Here is an 18,619-nt window from a genome sequence, read left to right as displayed (position 1 = left end):
ATGCTCACCAAACTCGGAAAAACCTATCGCCGCCTTCGTCGCGGGCTCAGCCGAAGTCATTTGCTCAGTCGGTGGTTGGGGTATGGTGTCGCGAAATCCGAATCGCACAAACCCGGACTAATCATCCTGCAGCTCGATGGTCTATCGCGTCAACAATTCGAGGCCGCAATTGAAAAGAAGCGTTTGCCGTTTCTGAAGGAACTGATTGAGCGCCGCTATTTTCACCGTCTGAGTTTCTATTCGGGTATCCCGTCAACGACGCCAGCCGTGCAGGCGGAAGTCATGTACGGAGTGAAGGGAGCTGTACCGGCGTTTCAGTTTCTGCATCGGAAGTCTGGTAAAGTGTTTCGAATGTATGACCACGACGCCGTCAAAACGGTCGTCGAGGAGTTTCTGGACGATGCAAAGCCGTTGTTAGAGAGCGGAGCGAGCTATTCCAACATCTATTCCGGTGGAGCCAAGGAGGCTCGTTGCTGTTTCGAAACGACGGACGTCCCTCGCGTTTTAGAGGCGTTGAATCCCCTGCGATTGATGTCCATTTTCTTCCTCTACTTCTTCACGTTGTTGCGGATCGCTTTGTTGACCGGTGTCGAAGTGATCATCGGACTCGCCGATATGATCCAAGGAATTTTCGCGCGACGCGAATGGATCAGTGAGATCAAGTTCGTCCCCGCCCGGGTGCTCGTGTCAATCGTGCTTCGCGAATGGGTGCGAATCGCCGTCAAACTATCGGTGGCCCAAGGAACGATCGTCATCTATGCGAACCTGCTGGGCTACGACGAGCAGTCCCATCGCCGAGGCCCCTCATCCGCGTTCGCACACTGGGGTTTGAAGGGCATTGATAAGACGATTGAAGACATCTTCAAGACGGCCAAACTATCGGACGCGCGAGACTACGAAGTCGTTGTGTTTTCTGACCACGGTCAGGAAGAAACTCGTATTTACGAATTCGAAACTGGTCAGACCATTCAGAACGCGGTCGCGGACGCCTTGAGAGACGGACCGCTGGGCCATCATATGGTTCGAAGTCTCGATCCAACGAACGGTGAAAAACACCTGGACCAGCGGATGCGTCAACTGATGAAAATCAAACGGGGGCGAACAGAAGCTCCAAAGATCACAGAGAGCGAACTGGCAGAACAAGTCATCGTCACTGCTCAGGGACCGATCGGACATGTTTACTTTCCGGTGCTCGTCCCGGACGAGGCAAAGGCTACCTGTGCGGAAGATCTCGTGACGCGGGGACAAGTTCCGCTGGTTGTATATCGAACCGACGATGGCAAGGTGTTGGCGCGGAACGCTAGAGGCCTGTGGATATTGCCGGATGACATTCAGCAGGTTTGCGGTGATAGCCATCCATTCGCACATGAAGTGGCCGACGATCTGGCGGCGCTGACGGAAAACGAAAATTCAGGTGACGTGGTTATCTGTGGTTGGGATCCAAAACTGCCACCACTGACGTTTGTGCGGGAAAATGGAGCTCACGGCAGTATAGGAGCCCAAGAAACGCGAGGCTTCGCGTTGTTGCCCACGATGATGAAACACCATGCGAGAACGACCTTTGCAGGAGAAAAGTACATTCGTGGAGTGGATCTATATGACGGAGCGGGAAGATTTCTAAAAAAATGGGAATCCGATGAGGCCCAACTGAAGCATGATGCTAATCGCTCGGCGAAAGATCGGCACGTTGTTGCTGCGAAGAATGAACTGGATGGACAGAAAGAGTTTAGCCTTCGTGTAATGACGTACAACACGCACCATTGCATCGGCATGGATGGAAAATGTCGACCTCTTCGAATTGCGAATGTTATTTCCAGTGTTGACGCTGACATTATTGCGTTACAGGAGATGGACGTGAATCGACAACGATCCGGTTCGCAGGATCAAACGGCTTTCATCGCCGCTCACCTGGGAATGTCTCATTGCTTCTTTCCAGTCTGGTTATCGGATGCGGAGCAATACGGCCTTTCGATCATCAGCCGTTTTCCGATGTCTGTCGTGCAGCAGAAAGTTCTCACCGACTTTGATCATCGAGACAAACGAGAAGCCCGCGGAGCCATCTGGGTGTCGATTGAAACCAACGCGGGTCGCGTCCATGTTCTAAATACTCACCTGGGACTGACGCAGAAGGAACGCAGCAAACAAGTTGACGAGCTTCTCAGCGAACGGTGGCTGAGTGACCTGCCGAAGAAAGAACCCGTCATCTTTGCCGGTGACTTGAACGCTGGTCCGACGTCACAGACAATGAAGCGACTGACGAAACTGATGCATTGTGCTCAGACGCTGGCCGAAGACCATCAACCTCAAAAAACGTTTGCCTCCGTCATGCCGATGCGACGCATCGACCACATCTTGGTCAGTCACCATTTTCGAGTGGAACGCGTCAACGTACCAAAGACACATACGGCGGTCGTGGCGTCTGATCACCTGCCAGTGTGCGCGGAACTTGTCTTGTTTGGCGATGATTGTTCCCACCCAAAAACCATGAGAGTTGCTGGAAATCTCTTGTCAGGCGGCCTTACATCGGGAGAAGTCGTGACGAATGGTAGGTCCTAGCCGATCGATCGGTGGCGAGTGTGGCTTCTTCGAAACCAATCCTCGTACGGCGGGCGAGAACAGCTATCCGCCGAAATATGAGGAAGGATCTTTTTCGGCTTTACCCGCCGACGTCAATCCGAACGCAGCAATCGAAAAGTAAAACTGATGACAACTGCCGAGGCAGACACTTCGCTCGAACAAAAAGATGTTCAGGCACGAGAATCTGCTGATGCTAAACCGTCGCGTTCCGTCAACCGAAAATTGCGAATGCTCTTTGCAGGGAGCATTCTGACGCTGATGGCCTATTTGTATTGGCAAGACCAGTTGACTCAGGAGAGCCTAAAACAATTCGGGGCCGCGTTACCGACTTGGTTGTTTCTTCCCGCTTATCTCGTTCTGCCGCTGTTCGGATTTCCAATCAGTGTCGCCCTGCTGGCAAGTGGCCTGAAATACGGATTTGCGTTGTCCATCTTGATTGCTTTTGTGGGTATGGCGTTTCACACATTCGTTGCGTGGCATATTGCGCATGGAAATCATCGTCGACGCTTGGAAGCATGGCTTAGCCAGACTCGTTTCGAACTGCCGACAATTCCCGAGCGGCATCAGATCTGGTTCACCGCTTTGTTTGTGACCGTGCCGGGATTGCCGTATGCATTAAAGCTGTATTCTTTGGCACTGACAAACCTGCCGTTTCGGCGTTACATGTTCATTGTCTGGTTCTGCCATGTGATGAACTCTGTGGTCTTTATCGGACTCGGTGCCGCGGCGGCAAAAGTCGACCCGAAGCTGATGATCGGAGCGGCAGTCCTTGCTGTGCTGATGCTCGCCATTTCGACTTGGCTAAAGGCACTGCTGAATAAGCGATCCGCTAACAACGAAGTAACTTAGACTCGTCGGGCGCATCCACGGGACGCGGCATTTAGACCTATCGAATGAAGGTCGACCAAGATGACGTTTTGGAACGTGGGGCAACCGTGCACATATGGGCATAGGAGTGTGCGATGGATGACATCGTTTCCAGCAAGCAATTGGCTTGCATTGAATCAGAGAGCGAAATGCCCTCCAGCGTCAGCAAACGGTTGAAAGTAAGACATTCGATTCTTGGCACTTAACTTGCAAGAGTCTTCTGCAGCGTTCAAGCGGACGCAATCATTTGTCGCTAAGAAACGGAAGGTGTTGAGATGTCTGTCGAATTGAGCGAAGTCCAAAACGGAAACGTGTTGGAGATTCGAATTACCGGGAAGCTCGATACAGAAGCTTACAAATTGTTCTTGCCTTCGGTCGAACGCCAGATCGAAGAGTTCGGGAAGATTCGGATACTGTTTTCCATGCATGATTTTCATGGATGGGATGCAGGTGCGATGTGGCAAGACATCAAGTTTGATGCAAAGCACTTTAACGACATTGAACGTCTAGCGATCGTTGGTGAGACGAAGTGGGAACATGGCATGGCCGTTTTCTGTAAGCCATTCACGACTGCGAAAATCAAGTACTTTGACCAAAGCGACATCGAATCAGCTCGCCAATGGCTTGTGGAATAGTCATGACGGTTAACCCGCGTCATGTGCATCCGATCTATGATCTCTTTCCCATCGAAATTGACGGTGTCGATTCGCTGGCCGAGTTGGCGCTCGACTTGCGGTCATCATGGAATCACGCGACCGATGAAGTTTGGCGTCGATTGGATGCCGAATTGTGGAAGAATACGCACAATCCGTGGGTGGTGCTGCAAACGGTGTCACGTCAGCGACTGGAGCAAGTGCTTGGCGATGTTGATTTTCGTGCAAAGGTTGATGGATTGCTCAGCATTCGCCGACAAACGGCAGAGCAACCAGCTTGGTTTCAACAAACGCATGCTGACTCGCCGCTCAGTTGCGTCGCGTACTTTAGTATGGAGTTCATGCTCAGTGAAGCATTGCCAATCTATTCCGGTGGTCTTGGCAATGTCGCCGGCGATCAACTCAAAGCAGCCAGCGACCTGGGCGTGCCGGTTGTCGCGGTAGGGCTGCTCTATCAACAAGGCTACTTTCGGCAAACCATTGACATCGAAGGGCAACAGCACGCACTGTATCCCTACAACGATCCTGGCCAGTTGCCGATTCGTCCACTTCGGGGCGAGGACGGCGAATGGTTGCGTTTGAAAATTGAGTTGCCGGGCTACTCGGTGTGGCTAAGAGCTTGGCAAGTTCAGGTTGGTCGAGTGAAGCTGTATTTGCTAGACAGCAATGATGCCGCAAACTTCCCAGCACACCGAGGCATTACCAGCGAACTGTATGGTGGCGGACCAGAGTTACGTCTCAAACAAGAAATGATTCTCGGCATTGGCGGCTGGCGATTGCTGGCGGCACTTGGGATCGCACCGGAAGTATGTCACTTGAACGAAGGCCATGCCGCCTTTGCCATCTTGGAACGCGCACGCAGCTACATGGATGCATCGGGACAGTCATTCGAGGTGGCACTTGCGGTGACGCGAGCCGGAAATCTTTTCACAACGCATACTGCGGTGACGGCGGGTTTTGATCGGTTTTCTCCAAGCTTGATCAAGCAGTATCTCGGTCGGTACGCCGAGCAGAGGCTGGGTATTTCCGTCGATGAACTGCTCGCACTCGGTCGACAGAATCGCAACGACATTTCGGAGCCATTTAACATGGCCTACTTGGCGATCCGTGGCAGCGGTAGCGTTAATGGTGTCAGTCGTTTGCATGGACAAGTCAGCCGCCACATTTTTGAGCCTCTGTTCCCGAAATGGCCCGAAGAAGAAGTTCCTGTGCGGCACGTAACGAACGGCGTCCACATGCCAAGTTGGGATTCGGCGGCGGCGGATGCGCTTTGGACTCATTCGTGTGGAAAGAATCGTTGGCTTGGAATGAGCGAAACGCTCGAGTGCGATATCTATCGCGTATCCGACGAACAACTATGGCGGTTCCGCGTTGATTCATCGCACTCACTCGTCGAATACACCCGCGAACGATTGTCGGGGCAATTGGCGGCTTCGGGTTCATCGCCCGAAGAAGTCGAAGCAGCCAAGCATCTGCTTGACCCAAGCACCTTGACGCTCGGCTTTGCCCGTCGGTTCGCAACGTACAAACGCCCCAACCTGTTGTTGCATGACCCCGATCGGCTATTGCGTTTGCTCGCCAACTCCGAACGTCCTGTTCAACTTATCATCGCTGGCAAGGCTCATCCTGCGGACGTTGCCGGACAGGACTTGATTCGCAAGTGGATCGAATTCATCCGACACCCGATTGCGCGCAGTCACGTGATCTTCTTGAGCGATTATGACATGTTGCTGGCCGAACACTTGGTTCAAGGCGTCGACGTTTGGATCAACACGCCTCGTCGTCCTTGGGAGGCCAGCGGAACTAGCGGCATGAAAGTGCTCGTCAATGGCGGCATCAATTTGTCCGAGCTAGATGGTTGGTGGGCCGAAGCTTACACGCCCGAAGTTGGTTGGGCGATAGGCGATGGTCAAGAACACGGTGACGATCCAGCCTGGGATGCCTTCGAGGCCGAACAGCTCTATAGCCTGCTCGAAAACGAAGTCGTCTCCGAATTTTACGACCGCAACGAACAAGGAATCCCAGCTCGATGGCTCTCACGCATGCGGGCCAGTATGTCGCAATTGACGCCACTGTTCTCAGCCGTCCGCACAGTGCGTGAATACACCGACGAGCACTACCTACCTGCGGCCTTCGACTATCGCAACCGATCGGCACTCGGCGGCACCGTAGGGACCAATATTGTTCACTGGCAACATTCGCTTCGTGACAAGTGGTCCTCCCTGAAGTTCGGCGACGTGCGAGTAGAGTCCACCGATGAAGAGCATGTTTTTGAAGTCGATGTTTTCTTCGATGGGCTGGATCCGAACTCTGTGCGAGTGGAGATATACGCCAACGCAGTTTCTGACGAAGCATCCGTTCGACAAGCGATGTCTCGAACAGAAACGCCCGATGAAACAGAGTCACACTGGGCGACTTATCACGTATCCGTCAGAGCAACACGCCCGCCCGCCCACTTCACACCACGCATTGTACCGAACCATGACAGCGTTAGTGTTCCATTGGAACTCGATCTGATCCGGTGGCAGCGATGAGTGGCGAATTCTATCAACCGACAAAGCGTTGCACGACTCGAAACGAGTATCAGTCAACTGACGTCGAAAGTCACAACGAACTCCGGTATCAAAAACAGGGAACCTAACCATGGCTGCGCTGCAACAAGAACGAAAAATCACACCCGAACTGCTGCACAAGATGGATGCCTACTGGCGCGCGGCAAACTACTTGTCGGTTGGCCAGATCTATTTGTACGACAACCCGCTGCTGAAGCGACCGCTGGAGCGATCGCATGTAAAGCCAACACTGCTCGGCCACTGGGGGACGACGCCGGGCCAGAACTTCATTTATGTGCATTTGAATCGTGTGATTCAAGCGTTCGATTTAAACATGTTTTACGTCTCCGGTCCCGGGCATGGCGGGCCAGCAATCGTTGGGAACACGTATCTCGAAGGGACCTATAGCGAAGTCTACCCCGAGATCACGCGGGATGAAGCTGGACTGAAAAAACTGTTCAAACAGTTTTCATTTCCTGGTGGTATCCCCAGCCACGTTTCGCCCGAATGTCCTGGTTCGATCCATGAAGGTGGCGAACTTGGCTACTCGCTCAGCCATGCTTTTGGGGCGGTGTTTGATAATCCGGATTTGATCGCGGCCTGTGTGGTAGGAGACGGCGAAGCGGAAACTGGGCCGCTTGCCACGTCTTGGCACTCGAACAAATTCCTTAACCCGATCACCGATGGCGTTGTCCTGCCAATCTTGCATTTGAACGGATACAAGATCGCGAATCCAACGGTCTTTGCCCGCATCCCTCATAAGGAATTGAAACAGTTCTTCAAGGGCTGTGGGTGGAAGCCGTATTTCGTCGAAGGCGACGATCCTGAGACGATGCACAAGCAGATGGCACAGGTGATGGACAAGGTGATTGAAGAAATTCGCGACATTCAATCAAATGCACGCGATAACGACGATGCGTCCCGACCACGGTGGCCGATGATTGTGCTCAATTCGCCTAAGGGTTGGACCGGGCCAAAATTCGTTGATGGCTTGCAAGTCGAAGGAACCTTCCGGGCACATCAAGTGCCACTGCACATTGACGATGATCACCCGGGACATCTGGAACAACTTGAAGAATGGATGAAGAGCTACCGACCGGAAGAGCTATTCGATGAACAGGGGCGATTGTTTGAGGAGCTAGCCGAATTGGCTCCGGTTGGAGCGCGGCGGATGGGAGCCAATCCACACGCCAATGGCGGATTGCTGTTAAAGGATCTGATCATGCCAGATTTCAGGAAGCATGCGGTTGAGGTGCCGGCTCCTGGTGCTGTAGAAGCCGCTGACACGCACGTCCTGGGTGAGTTTCTTCGCGACGTCGTCAAGCTCAATCGCAAGCAACGAAACTTTCGCATCTTCGGGCCGGATGAAACTCTTTCCAATCGCTTGAACTCGGTCTTTGAAGTCACAGATCGGCAGTGGGAAGCTCGCACAAAAGACAATGACGAGTTCTTGGACAATGACGGGCGTGTCATGGAAATGCTCAGCGAGCATCAATGCGAAGGATGGCTTGAGGGCTACCTGCTGACGGGCAGACACGGGCTCTTCAACAGTTACGAAGCGTTCATTCACATCATTGATTCGATGTTCAACCAACACGCAAAGTGGCTCAAAATCACAGCCGAAATACCGTGGCGTGAAAAGATTGCGTCGCTGAACTATCTGCTCGCTTCGCACGTTTGGCAGCAAGCTCACAACGGCTTCACGCATCAAGACCCGGGATTCATCGACCACGTCGCGAACAAGAAAGCGTCAGTGGTTCGTATCTATCTGCCGCCCGACGCGAATTGTTTGCTGTCCGTGTGGGATCACTGTTTGCGGAGTCGAGACTATGTAAATGTGGTCGTTGCGGGTAAATACAAAGCACCTCAGTGGTTGTCAATGGAGGACGCGGTCAAGCACTGCACCGCTGGCATCGGCAAATGGGATTGGGCGAGCAACGATGGCGACGCCGAACCGGATGTCGTCATGGCTTGCTGTGGTGACGTGCCGACGCTTGAGACCTTGGCCGCGGTTTCTATTCTGCGGGAACACTTGCCCGACCTGAAAGTTCGCGTTGTGAACGTCGTTGACCTAATGAAGTTGCAACCGGCATCCGAACATCCACACGGGCTGAGTGATAAAGATTTTGACGCGTTGTTCACTTGCGACAAGCCGATCATCTTTGCCTTTCACGGTTATCCGTCATTGATTCACCAGCTGACCTACAGACGAACCAATCACACAAATTTACATGTTCGCGGCTACAAGGAAGAAGGGACGATCACGACGACCTTCGACATGACTGTTCTGAATGATCTCGACCGGTTTCATCTGGTGATGGACACCATCGACCGCTTGCCGCAGACCGGCAATGCGGGCGCTCGATTGAAAAAACAACTCATCGACAAGCTGCAAGAACACTACACGTATATCCGCAAACACGGCCTCGACATGCCGGAGATTCGCGAGTGGAAATGGAGCAAGGAAATTGCAATCAATGACTGTCAAACGGCGGATTGAAACCGCAAAAGCGATGTTCGCCGACGGCAAGGGAATGCTGGCGATGGATGAAAATGATGCGACTTGCAGCAAACGATTTTCGGCACAAGGCATCCCGCAAATGGAGAAACGCCGTCATGACTACCGCGATATGATCGTCACGACCCGGGGTTTGAGTGATTGCATTAGTGGCATGATCGTCGATGAATAAACCATCCGCCAGCTTTGACCGACGAAACTCCGTTTTGCCAAAGCCCTCGCCGTAACCGGCATCATTCCTGGCATTAAAGTGGACACGTGCACCAAAGACTTGGCTCGGCATTCGGGTGAGAAGATCACGGAACGGGTGGACGGTTAACGAAGACGGCTGGCAGTGTGCGCACAGACGAGGCTGGCATTGCCAAGTGGCTCGCGGTCATCACCATCGGCGATGGAAGATCCAACTACGGTTGCATCGAAGCGAAAGAGCATTGCGATGCGAAATTTGCAAAACGAAAATAGATGAAAGTTAAACTGGATGAATCGTTGCCTCAGTACTCTATCTGGCTCGGAGGCATCTCGTCCATTGACGTGACCAAGAAGGGCACCGACAAAGCGTATAGCATCCGGAAGATTCGCGAAATTTTTGGCGTTCAATTCAGCGAAATGATCTTCGTCGGCGATGCCCTGTTTCCAGACGCAAATGACTACCCAGCAAAATAGGCTGGTGTGGTATCGATCCAAGTCAAATACCCACAGCAAACCAAGCGGGTCGTCGAAGCGATCGTGGTTTGTTTGGAAGACAACAGGAATGAACAATGACACTACGACTATATTTCATGCGACACGGCGAGACGGAGTGGTCCAAGTCAGGTCAGCACACTGGCCGTGCTGATATTCCTTTGACCGCAAACGGCCAACAAGAGGCCCGGCGACTTGGTGAGCGAATTCGTTCGATCACGTTTGACCACGTATTAGTCAGTCCGCTTAAGCGAGCCCGCCAGACTTGCGAACTGGCTGCTTGCAGCGAAGGCGCCGAGACGGAGCCCGATCTGATTGAATGGGACAATGGCGACTATGAAGGGCAAACGCATGCAGATGTCGACACGCAACGGCCTGATTGGAATCTCTTTCGCGATGGATGTCCCGGTGGCGAAATGCCTGATGAAGTCTCTGCTCGTGCTGATCGGCTGATCAGGCGACTCAAGAAACTTGATGGCAACGTTGCCTTGTTTGCACACAGCCACATCGGGCGAGTGCTGGGGGCAAGATGGATCGAATTGCCTGTTCAAGTCGGCGAGCATCTGATTCTTAACACAGCATCGCTGAGCATCCTGTGTTACCAACACGAAGACAGCAACGTGCCAGCGATCGAGTCATGGAACGGTGGAAACGAATCATGAATGCCTAGCTACAACGAGAAGGAAATCCTTATCTGTTGAACCGCCGCAGTAGTCGACGTTTCCGATACGTCGCGAAGTACAGAAGAAGAGAAAGCAAATAGTTCAAAGGATCATCGAGCAGTAGACGTTTCGAACTGTCTTGTCTGTTGAACGCAAAACATTTCTTGTCCACGCATCAATTTCGTTTCACATGCCGGATAGTGGAAATTTTTTGCGACGGGTGCGCACAAGAGTCAGACATGCTAGTCACTCACGCTGCGGGGCAGGCCCGTAGGATGGCTGCTTTCAGGTCGGATAGGCTCACGGGCTTTTGAAGATAGTCGATGATGCCGGTGGTTTCTGTCTGTCCTTCGTCTTCGCAGCTCGGTCGTTCGTGGGACGACAAAATGATGACAGGAACGTTTTGCGTCTTATTGATTTCCACTGCCGCTTCGATACCCGACATCTCAGGCATCATCACGTCGGTGATGACGAGATCGGGCTTTTCACTAAGACAAAGTTTCACCAGCTCGAGACCGTTCTGCGCTTCACCAACCAACCGATAGCCGAGTCGAGGCAAGAGCCGACGAAAGTACTGCCGTATATCGGCTTCGTCGTCGGCAATGGCAATTCGTAAGGGAGGTATCACTTAAATATCCGTGGCAAAATGATCAGGAACTCGGCTCCGCCATCCTTGGCTTCTGTAACCGCAATTTTCCCCTGATGTGCTTGAACGATACGTTGAGCAATTGCCATGCCTAACCCAGTGCCTTTCGACTTTGTCTTGAAGAAGGCCTCAAATATCCGCTTTTTCTGTTCGTCCGATAATCCGGGACCGTTATCGCGCACGGTAATGCACACGTCCTGCGCACCTTCGAGATCTGAATCATGACAAGAAACGATGATTCGTGCCGGATCACTGCATGCGGCCAACGCGTTCTCGAAGAGATTGCGAAAAACTTGTTGGATACGAAACGCGTCAATACAACATGTCAAGTCAACATCGCACGACTCCTCAATAAGTTCTACGTTGCGGCCTGCGCGTGACACCTCCAGATTGGTCCAGGCTTGTTGCCATACTTCGGCGACGTTCGTTGGGCAAACGTCAAGTTGGATGGGCGCTGCATAGGTGCGAAGGTCTTCAAAGAGATGAAGCAAGTCATCCTTGGCGCGGTTGATTCGCTGGAGATCATCATGCGCGTCGGAGTCGTCACCAAACTCTAATTCAAGCATGTCGGTTCCGACTTGGATTCTCTGCAGCGCGTTACGGCTTTCGTGCGCGATGGCGGAAATCATTTGTCCGACTGCGGCGAGTCGACCAGACTGAACAAGTTGTTCGCGAGATTCATGCAGTTCGGTTACGTCGGAGATGAACCCTTCGATCGCCAACAATTCACCGTTGTCGTCGTATACACCTTGTCCCTTCGGCCAAACCCATCGGATTTCGCCGTTTCGATGACGAATTCGGTGGACATAATCAAAAGGTTTGCGTTCTTCTAGGCTGCGAGCGATCGTATCCGACACTTTGGGCATGTCCTCGGGAAGAATGACCATTCTTGCATTTGTCAGTTCGGATGCTGCGTATCCAAATACTTCCAAACATCCGTCACTCACGAACTCAAAAGTAAAGTCGCCATCGTTGGCGACGCGGAAAACCGCGCCCGGCAGACTGTTTAACAAAGTCGATAACTTGCGTTCATTCTCTCGAATGATTGCTTCAGAGCGTTTGCGATACGAGATGTCATTTTGAATTTCTACGACGTGCGACAAGTTTCCTGCGGAGTCCCGAACAGGCGAGATTGACGACGATACATGGATGCGGCGCCCATCCTTGGTCACGCGTACGGTTTCAAAGTGCTCGATTCTTTCGCCCTGCCGAAGCCGCTCGGCGTTTGCGTCGAGTTCGTAGGTTCGGTCTTCCGGTATAAGCATCTTGATCGACTGGCCAACGGCCTCGTCGTTCGAAAAGCCGTAGAGACGTTCGGCACCTTCGTTCCATTTCTCGATAACGCCGTCGAGATTCTTCAAAATGATGGCATCTTCGGTTGAATCGAGGATCGTCGCCATCTGACGTAGCATGTCGTCTGAGCATGCCCGTTCGATTGCGATCGCTGCCAGTTTCGCGGAGTCTAGGACGAAATCGAGATCGGTGGTGTCTGGCGTCCGAGGCTCGGTATAGTAAATGGCAAACGTACCGACAATCTTTTTGCTTGAATCAAATATCGGTTCCGACCAACACGCTCGCAAGTTCGCGCGTACGGCCAAATCACGATAATCTTCCCATAACGGATCGGTATTGATGTCTTCGACAATCACTCGCTGGCCGGTAAACGCTGACGTTCCGCACGAACCGACCTTTGGGCCGGGGACAATGCCGTCGATCGCTTCCAAATAGAATGCGGGCAGACGTCGTGACGCTCCATGCCGCAAACAGCCGGTTCGTTGATCCAGCACGTGAACGGAACCGATCAGATCTGGCCGCGATGCCCCGCCAACCTCGATCAAGTCGCCCAGCACTTCTTCCAGGGACTGGCCCTTCGCCAGATTCTCTAGTACGCGATTGCGACCACGCAGTTGACTCTGCAAGCGGTCGCGTTCGGTCAGGTCATGAACGATGCCTACATACAGTCTTCGACCACTGACACGAATCTCGCTGATCGAAAGTTTCATTGGAAAGGTGGTTCCATCTTTCTTTTGGCCGACCAGTTCGCGTCCAACGCCTATGATCTTCTTTTCCCCGGTACGCGCATAATCGGAGAGATGGCGATCGTGATCGACGGCGAAAGTCTTCGGCATCAAGCAACTCACGTTTTGACCGATCAGTTCCGAAGCCTCATAGCCGAACATGCAAAGGCCCGATGGATTACAGGATTCAATCATTCCTTGTTGATCAATCGTAATGATTCCATCGACGGCACCGTCGACGATCGCACGCATCATCGCCTCGGATGATTCGATGGAAGTGCGTTGGGGCTGACCAGGATCGTCGCCGAGTGAGTGCGGCTTCGGAGGTTGAGGATCAAAGGTGGAGATGGCTATGTCCTCGTGTGTGATTGGCAAATTGGTACTCGCTTAGCTGCATTCAAACAATCAACCGGTGCGTCGGCGCGAGGTTGGTCATAAAAGGCATCGAAACAATCGATTTCCGCGCGTCGATGGAATTCGTTTGCCTTAATTTGCACGATTGGTGCGCACATGCGGGCATCGCTACTGTAGCGTAAGGTGCCAAGACTTTCGTTGCGGTAAGGAAAGTCGCAGGTCTTGGTGACGTCAGCTTTCAGGAAAGCCACAATAATGTCCAAACCAATCGAGTTACTTTTTGTCGATGACGACATCGACTTCATCGAGGGGTGCTCTCGTTGGTTCGAAAAGAAGGGGCACCGGGTCTCGCAAACGACTAGCGGCCAAGACGGTATCGACCAATGCTCCAAGCATGACTTTGACGCCGTCATCTTGGACTGGAACCTGCCGGGACTTAGTGGAATCGAACTAGTCCAGCGGATGCGTGAATCGAATCCCGAAACGGAAGTCATCGTGCTGACCGGCGAAGGGACGATCAATAACGCTGTCGAGTCGATGAGGTTGGGCGTTTTCGACTTTCAGACGAAGCCCTTCGCGATGGGCGACTTAGAACGTCGTTGCATCGCCGCGATTGAACGACGGAGGCTAAGGAAGGAAAACTTACAACTTCGCGAAGTCATCACACGAAACAGAAAACAAGCCACGGCGATGATTGGTACTTCGGAACCAATGCAGCGTCTCGGACGGTTGATTGACCGAGTCGCACCAACGGACAAAGCGGTTCTGATCCAAGGTGAAAGCGGAACTGGAAAGGAACTGGTCGCCCAAGCGATTCATGCTGGTAGTTCTCGTAGCGAACGTCCGCTCGTCACGCTCAATTGTGCCGCCCTGCCCGAGAACCTTGTCGAAAGTGAACTGTTCGGTCACGAGAAAGGATCGTTCACGGGCGCAACGGCAATGAAACCTGGGCTGTTTGAAGTAGCCGACGGCAGCACATTGTTCATCGACGAAATTGGAGAATTGCCACTTGCACTTCAGCCGAAACTTTTGCGAGTGCTCGAAGACGGATCACTTCGCCGGATCGGATCGCACAAAGAACGCCGTGTTGACGTTCGCATTGTCGCAGCAACGAACCGCGACATGAAAACCGAGGTTGCCGAAGGCCGTTTCCGCGAAGACTTGTATTATCGAATCAACGTGATGGCCTTGGACTTGCCGCCACTTCGAGAGCGTAATGGTGACATCGAGCTTTTGCTCAACCATATTTTGGATAAAGACCACGAACTAGACGACGACGCTCGACAAGCTCTGGTCGCCTACATTTGGCCCGGAAACATTCGCCAACTCATCAACACGTTGGTACGAGCCAAGATACTCGCCGACGACGGGCACATTACAATTAGTGACCTTCCAGAAGAGGTCCGCACTCCGATGACACCGATGGCTGCCATCCCAATTCCATTTTTCGGCTCGCTAATCACGCTCGAGTGCCAACACATCGCCGAGGTCTTGCAGCGCGAGAACGGCAACAAATCCAAAGCCGCCAAAGCACTAGGCATCGAACGCCGCAAACTGTACCGCATGATCGAAAAGCACGGAATTTCCTGCTAAGACCTGATCCGTAACGAGGATACGAGTCAACGCAACGTAAGAGAATTGGAGCAGACTTTTGTCGGCATTTTCTAGGACGAAACGATCATGAAGAAGTGCAAATTGACCGGGTAGCAGGACGCCGATCGCAGAATTGTGACTGCTGCGTTCTCAACATTGCAGCGATGCAGGATTAGCCAACTTGAATTTGGCTACTGAGTGAAATGTTGTACGTCGAGATCCGATCTCGCAACTTGCCTCGGGTAATGCCGAGGATCCCAGCGGCTTGACTTCGGTTGATTTGAAACCTTCGGTAATGACGTATTTTTCCATTTGCTCGGTTGCTTGGGCATAGAGTTGCTTGGGCATAGAGATCCGTGGATTTTCCTGCGAGCAGTCGTTTAACGAGTTGCGGTAGATCCGTTCCTTCAATGCGTTCGGTGTCTTTATTGGTGGATGAGTCACTGACGGTTTTGCCTTTGGTGATCTCGTTCGGCAATTCACCGCGAGAAACGTTTCGTCACTCCGTTGGCTGTATTAAAAGAGAGCGCGGGCGACAAGTTCTTTTCCTGTTCCGCCTTCGCCCCTACTCAAGATCGGGACATCCTGCTTGCTGACTTTTCGATTGCTTTGAAAAGGTCCAGCATGGCCGGCGAGCGACCAATGAGTAGCTCTGCGTCTCCGCCCGACAAGTCTTCATCGGCACTGATCGCAACAGGCACGCTACTGACTTGTCGCTGCTCAGTAGCTTTCTCGATCAGGTGACGCAGCGGCTCGACCGACAGCGGTTTTCCAATGTAATCAAACGCACCCAATTGCATCGCTTCGATTGCCGTACTGCTCGCCGCCTCGATCGTCATGAAGACGTCGGGGATTCGGCGATCGTGCTCGCGTATCTCGCAATAGACGGCCAATCCGTTCTGATCGGGGAGCTGTATGTCTAGCAATACGGTGTCAAAATCATCATTGCGAAGCTTCTCAAGTCCCTCGCCAGCTGTCTCGGCTGTTTCGACACTGGCGATTGCCGACAGCGTTTTCTCAGCAAGCGTTAGGATGGAACGGTCATCATCGATGACGAGGACGCTTGGCACGGTTCTAGACCATTTGGATTGAGAAATGGTTTTTTGGCGAGCCATCAATGTTGAGGTTTCAGCTTTTCACGGATGGAATTGGCGTTGACGAATTGTCGGTATTTTTAATCGATGTGCAGAAATGGACGAATGTCGATCAGCCTGATGTCGGAACCGCCGTACCTTTCGCGTTTGTACGGGGTCGCGTTGGGACGGGGTCGGTCTGGTACGGGGTTTGCAAAACCCGATCCTGGCTTAAGCTTCCCGGCTGCGATCTTCACCGTCGCAGGCTGGAAGCCTGAGCCACGATATATCTCGACGCCCCACTCATAGGTCACACGCAATGTTTTGGATTCTCGGTTGGATTGTTTTCGGCTTCGTGGTTGGACTGATTGCTCGGGGAGTTGTTCCGGGCCAACAGCCGATGGGCTGTATGCGAACCATCATTCTCGGTATCTCAGGTTCGTTTGTCGGCGGGGCGATCGGCTACCTACTTCAAGGTGGATCGATCATCCAGTCCAGCGGTTGGATCGGGTCCATCTTGGGAGCGATCATCTTGCTCGCGATCTCAGTTCGTCGAGGGAAGTTCATCGACTAATCCATGGAGTAAATAGGCTTCCGGCTTGTGACCTTTATCCCGAGGCTGAACTCGATGACACCTTCTCCGAACCCGATCCGATAACAAGTGAACTTGTGCTTGACAACTCTAGCATCCTCGTCGTTTCCTATATCACCATTCGCCGGGCGATCGGGGTAAGCGGATTGCTATTGCCCGTGTTGTTATTGATTGGCGGTCTGCTTTCGGGAGTGCCCGTGCAAGACAACATGAGCAGCTACTATCACACAGGCATGCGCGACATCTTTGTTGGTACCCTGTGCGCGATCGGAATCTTCTTGTTTTGTTACCGTGGCTACGATCGCATCGAAAACTGGACGGCGAACCTTGGCTGCGTCTCTGCCCTTGGCGTCGCTCTTTTCCCGTTGGATTTCAATAGCGATCCGTTGTTTCAAAAATCGTTGACAGGTTATCTGCATACCTTCAGTGGCGGTGTGTTCTTCGTGACGCTCGCGTTCTACTCTCTCTATCACTTCCCGCGTGACTCCCGACGGGAAGAGGAGCCGCATCTGAGAGAACGAACGTGGATATATCGCCTCAGTGGAAGTGTGATTCTGTTAAGCCTCGTGTTGATGGGCGGCTACTTGTTTTTGCTTAGCGACGATTGGAAACGAATCTTCAATGACTACAACTTTTTATTTTGGATGGAATGGGTTGCGGTCTGGTCATTCGCTGCCGCCTGGTTAGCGAAGGGCCGAGCGATCGTCGCCGACATTGCTGTCGACGTTCTGGCGTATGCGGCGGAGTTGATTGTAAAAAAGGATGGGGAGTAATCAGCCTAGCGTGAATCGCTTAGCTTGCGGCCGAGTCGGAATTCTTATCACAGGCTGAAAACCGTTCGCGACAACGGTGCCTGAATTACAAGATTCTGGTGGTCGCTAACCCATCAGAAACTTGTTCGTCACATTTACTAGATTCTACGATCCGGCAAACGATCACCGAGATGTTGTCATTGCCGCCCGCATGGTTGGCTGCGTCGACTAGATCCTGCGTTGCCTTCTCGCTTGATGATGCATTGCCGATGATTGAGGCAATTTCCGAATCCGCGACCATTCCAGTCAAGCCATCGCTGCAAAGAACGATCACATCGTCGTCTTTAAGCTGACATCGTACCGCTTCCGGTCGGACTTGCTCTTCACCCCCGCCGACGCAATTCCATAGGACATGTCGCCAGTTTGAGAGAGCCGCGTCATCCGGGGTCATCCCGCCTGAGTCCACCAGCTGCTGAGCGATGGTGTGATCCGTTGTTAGCTGCTTGAGTTCACCATCTCGAAGCAGATAACAACGACTGTCGCCTGCATGAACGACGAACATTCTCGGCCACAACACGTAAGCCATTGTTACCGTCGTTCCCATTCGCCTGCCTCCGGCGACGCTGTTGTCCCAAATCTTCTGCTGAACGGACTTCAAGCAATCCGATAGCTCGTCCTCGAAGTCCTTTTCGCTTCCAGGGGCCAGTTTCAAGAACCATTGCATCATGTCCAAAACGTATTGAGCGCACGACTCAACCGCTGTCCGGCTAGCCTGTTCGCCTCCATGATGCCCACCCATACCATCGGCAATCACCAATAGCCGACCTTCCTGGCAACCATAGAGTTCTTCCTGTTGCTTGGCGGGGACATCCGTTTGATCGACAACCATCTGTCGCCGCAAACTTGCGACTAAAAAATGGTCTTGATTTTCAGCACGCTTCTGACCGATGTCACTCGTGCCAGCGGCGTCAAAACTATCTTGGGTATCCAATGGTCTGCTCTTCGTGGGGCACGCTTGCTCGGAATGCTTGAATTGGTTTTGGAAGTCGACTTCGGCGCGACCAAGCTGGCTCGGCAATGT

18 protein-coding genes are annotated in these 18,619 nt (G+C 52.7%); 12 read left to right on the top strand and 6 right to left on the bottom strand.

The window, feature by feature from the left end; translation table 11 throughout:
- The 9 genes from Poly59_RS27600 to Poly59_RS27560 all read left to right on the top strand — a co-directional run bounded on the left by Poly59_RS27600 (position 1) and on the right by Poly59_RS27560 (position 10,510).
- A complete protein-coding gene (locus Poly59_RS27600; protein ID WP_146537298.1) occupies positions 1-2,556 on the top strand; it encodes an endonuclease/exonuclease/phosphatase family protein in 2,556 nt (851 codons plus the stop codon).
- Positions 2,543-2,698: a hypothetical protein gene (locus Poly59_RS29860; RefSeq protein WP_186776562.1), complete on the top strand. Its 156-nt coding sequence runs from the start codon at positions 2,543-2,545 to the stop codon at positions 2,696-2,698. The genes Poly59_RS27600 and Poly59_RS29860 overlap by 14 nt, the downstream gene beginning before the upstream one ends.
- Before the next feature lie 5 nt (positions 2,699-2,703).
- Entirely contained in the window at positions 2,704-3,426 is a 723-nt protein-coding gene (locus tag Poly59_RS27595) for a TVP38/TMEM64 family protein (protein WP_146537297.1), read from the top strand.
- 293 nt (positions 3,427-3,719) lie between these two features.
- A complete protein-coding gene (locus Poly59_RS27590) occupies positions 3,720-4,079 on the top strand; it encodes a SpoIIAA family protein (protein WP_146537296.1) in 360 nt (119 codons plus the stop codon).
- Between the two features lie 2 nt (positions 4,080-4,081).
- Entirely contained in the window at positions 4,082-6,631 is a 2,550-nt protein-coding gene (gene glgP, locus Poly59_RS27585; protein WP_146537295.1) for an alpha-glucan family phosphorylase, read from the top strand.
- 109 nt (positions 6,632-6,740) lie between these two features.
- Positions 6,741-9,149: a phosphoketolase family protein gene (locus Poly59_RS27580; protein ID WP_146537294.1), complete on the top strand. Its 2,409-nt coding sequence runs from the start codon at positions 6,741-6,743 to the stop codon at positions 9,147-9,149.
- Positions 9,127-9,339 (top strand): class I fructose-bisphosphate aldolase, encoded by a 213-nt coding sequence (locus Poly59_RS27575; protein WP_146537293.1) that lies wholly within the window; start codon positions 9,127-9,129, stop codon positions 9,337-9,339. Before Poly59_RS27580 ends, Poly59_RS27575 begins: the two co-directional genes overlap by 23 nt.
- A 290-nt stretch (positions 9,340-9,629) precedes the next feature.
- Positions 9,630-9,830, top strand: a complete 201-nt coding sequence (locus tag Poly59_RS27565; protein WP_146537292.1) for an HAD hydrolase family protein — start codon at positions 9,630-9,632, stop codon at positions 9,828-9,830.
- A gap of 95 nt (positions 9,831-9,925) precedes the next feature.
- Positions 9,926-10,510, top strand: a complete 585-nt coding sequence (locus Poly59_RS27560) for a histidine phosphatase family protein (RefSeq protein WP_146537291.1) — start codon at positions 9,926-9,928, stop codon at positions 10,508-10,510.
- A gap of 250 nt (positions 10,511-10,760) precedes the next feature.
- Here Poly59_RS27560 and Poly59_RS27555 read toward each other — a convergent pair whose 3' ends face one another.
- Together Poly59_RS27555 and Poly59_RS27550 are read right to left on the bottom strand one after the other, a co-directional pair.
- Complete coding sequence (locus tag Poly59_RS27555; RefSeq protein ID WP_146537290.1) at positions 10,761-11,138, bottom strand: response regulator; 378 nt, start codon at positions 11,136-11,138, stop codon at positions 10,761-10,763.
- Positions 11,135-13,549 carry a PAS domain S-box protein gene (locus tag Poly59_RS27550; protein ID WP_186776561.1) on the bottom strand — a complete coding sequence of 805 codons (2,415 nt, stop codon included), beginning with the start codon at positions 13,547-13,549 and terminating at the stop codon, positions 11,135-11,137. Before Poly59_RS27550 ends, Poly59_RS27555 begins: the two co-directional genes overlap by 4 nt.
- Positions 13,550-13,783: 234 nt before the next feature.
- Here Poly59_RS27550 and Poly59_RS27545 point away from each other — a divergent pair, with 234 nt between their 5' ends.
- Positions 13,784-15,121, top strand: a complete 1,338-nt coding sequence (locus Poly59_RS27545; RefSeq protein ID WP_146537288.1) for a sigma-54-dependent transcriptional regulator — start codon at positions 13,784-13,786, stop codon at positions 15,119-15,121.
- A 150-nt stretch (positions 15,122-15,271) separates the two neighbouring features.
- Here the strand turns inward: Poly59_RS27545 and Poly59_RS29855 are convergent, their stop codons facing one another.
- The 3 genes from Poly59_RS29855 to Poly59_RS27540 form a co-directional block, all read right to left on the bottom strand.
- A complete protein-coding gene (locus Poly59_RS29855) occupies positions 15,272-15,469 on the bottom strand; it encodes a hypothetical protein (protein ID WP_186776560.1) in 198 nt (65 codons plus the stop codon).
- Between the two features lie 168 nt (positions 15,470-15,637).
- Positions 15,638-15,694: a hypothetical protein gene (locus Poly59_RS30310; RefSeq protein WP_246152023.1), complete on the bottom strand. Its 57-nt coding sequence runs from the start codon at positions 15,692-15,694 to the stop codon at positions 15,638-15,640.
- Positions 15,691-16,191, bottom strand: a complete 501-nt coding sequence (locus Poly59_RS27540) for a response regulator (RefSeq protein ID WP_246151983.1) — start codon at positions 16,189-16,191, stop codon at positions 15,691-15,693. Before Poly59_RS27540 ends, Poly59_RS30310 begins: the two co-directional genes overlap by 4 nt.
- Before the next feature lie 322 nt (positions 16,192-16,513).
- Here Poly59_RS27540 and Poly59_RS27535 point away from each other — a divergent pair, with 322 nt between their 5' ends.
- Both Poly59_RS27535 and Poly59_RS27530 read left to right on the top strand, forming a co-directional pair.
- Positions 16,514-16,768 carry a GlsB/YeaQ/YmgE family stress response membrane protein gene (locus Poly59_RS27535; RefSeq protein WP_146537287.1) on the top strand — a complete coding sequence of 85 codons (255 nt, stop codon included), beginning with the start codon at positions 16,514-16,516 and terminating at the stop codon, positions 16,766-16,768.
- 95 nt (positions 16,769-16,863) lie between these two features.
- Positions 16,864-17,559 (top strand): hypothetical protein, encoded by a 696-nt coding sequence (locus Poly59_RS27530; RefSeq protein WP_246151982.1) that lies wholly within the window; start codon positions 16,864-16,866, stop codon positions 17,557-17,559.
- A gap of 85 nt (positions 17,560-17,644) precedes the next feature.
- Here Poly59_RS27530 and Poly59_RS27525 read toward each other — a convergent pair whose 3' ends face one another.
- Positions 17,645-18,529, bottom strand: a complete 885-nt coding sequence (locus Poly59_RS27525; RefSeq protein WP_186776559.1) for a PP2C family protein-serine/threonine phosphatase — start codon at positions 18,527-18,529, stop codon at positions 17,645-17,647.
- Positions 18,530-18,619 lie beyond the last annotated feature (90 nt).

It is taken from the genome of Rubripirellula reticaptiva (assembly GCF_007860175.1).
Classification (GTDB): Bacteria; Planctomycetota; Planctomycetia; order Pirellulales; family Pirellulaceae; genus Rubripirellula; species Rubripirellula reticaptiva.
Note: the sequence above shows the minus strand (reverse complement) of the source record. Positions and strands in the feature narration are given on the sequence as shown.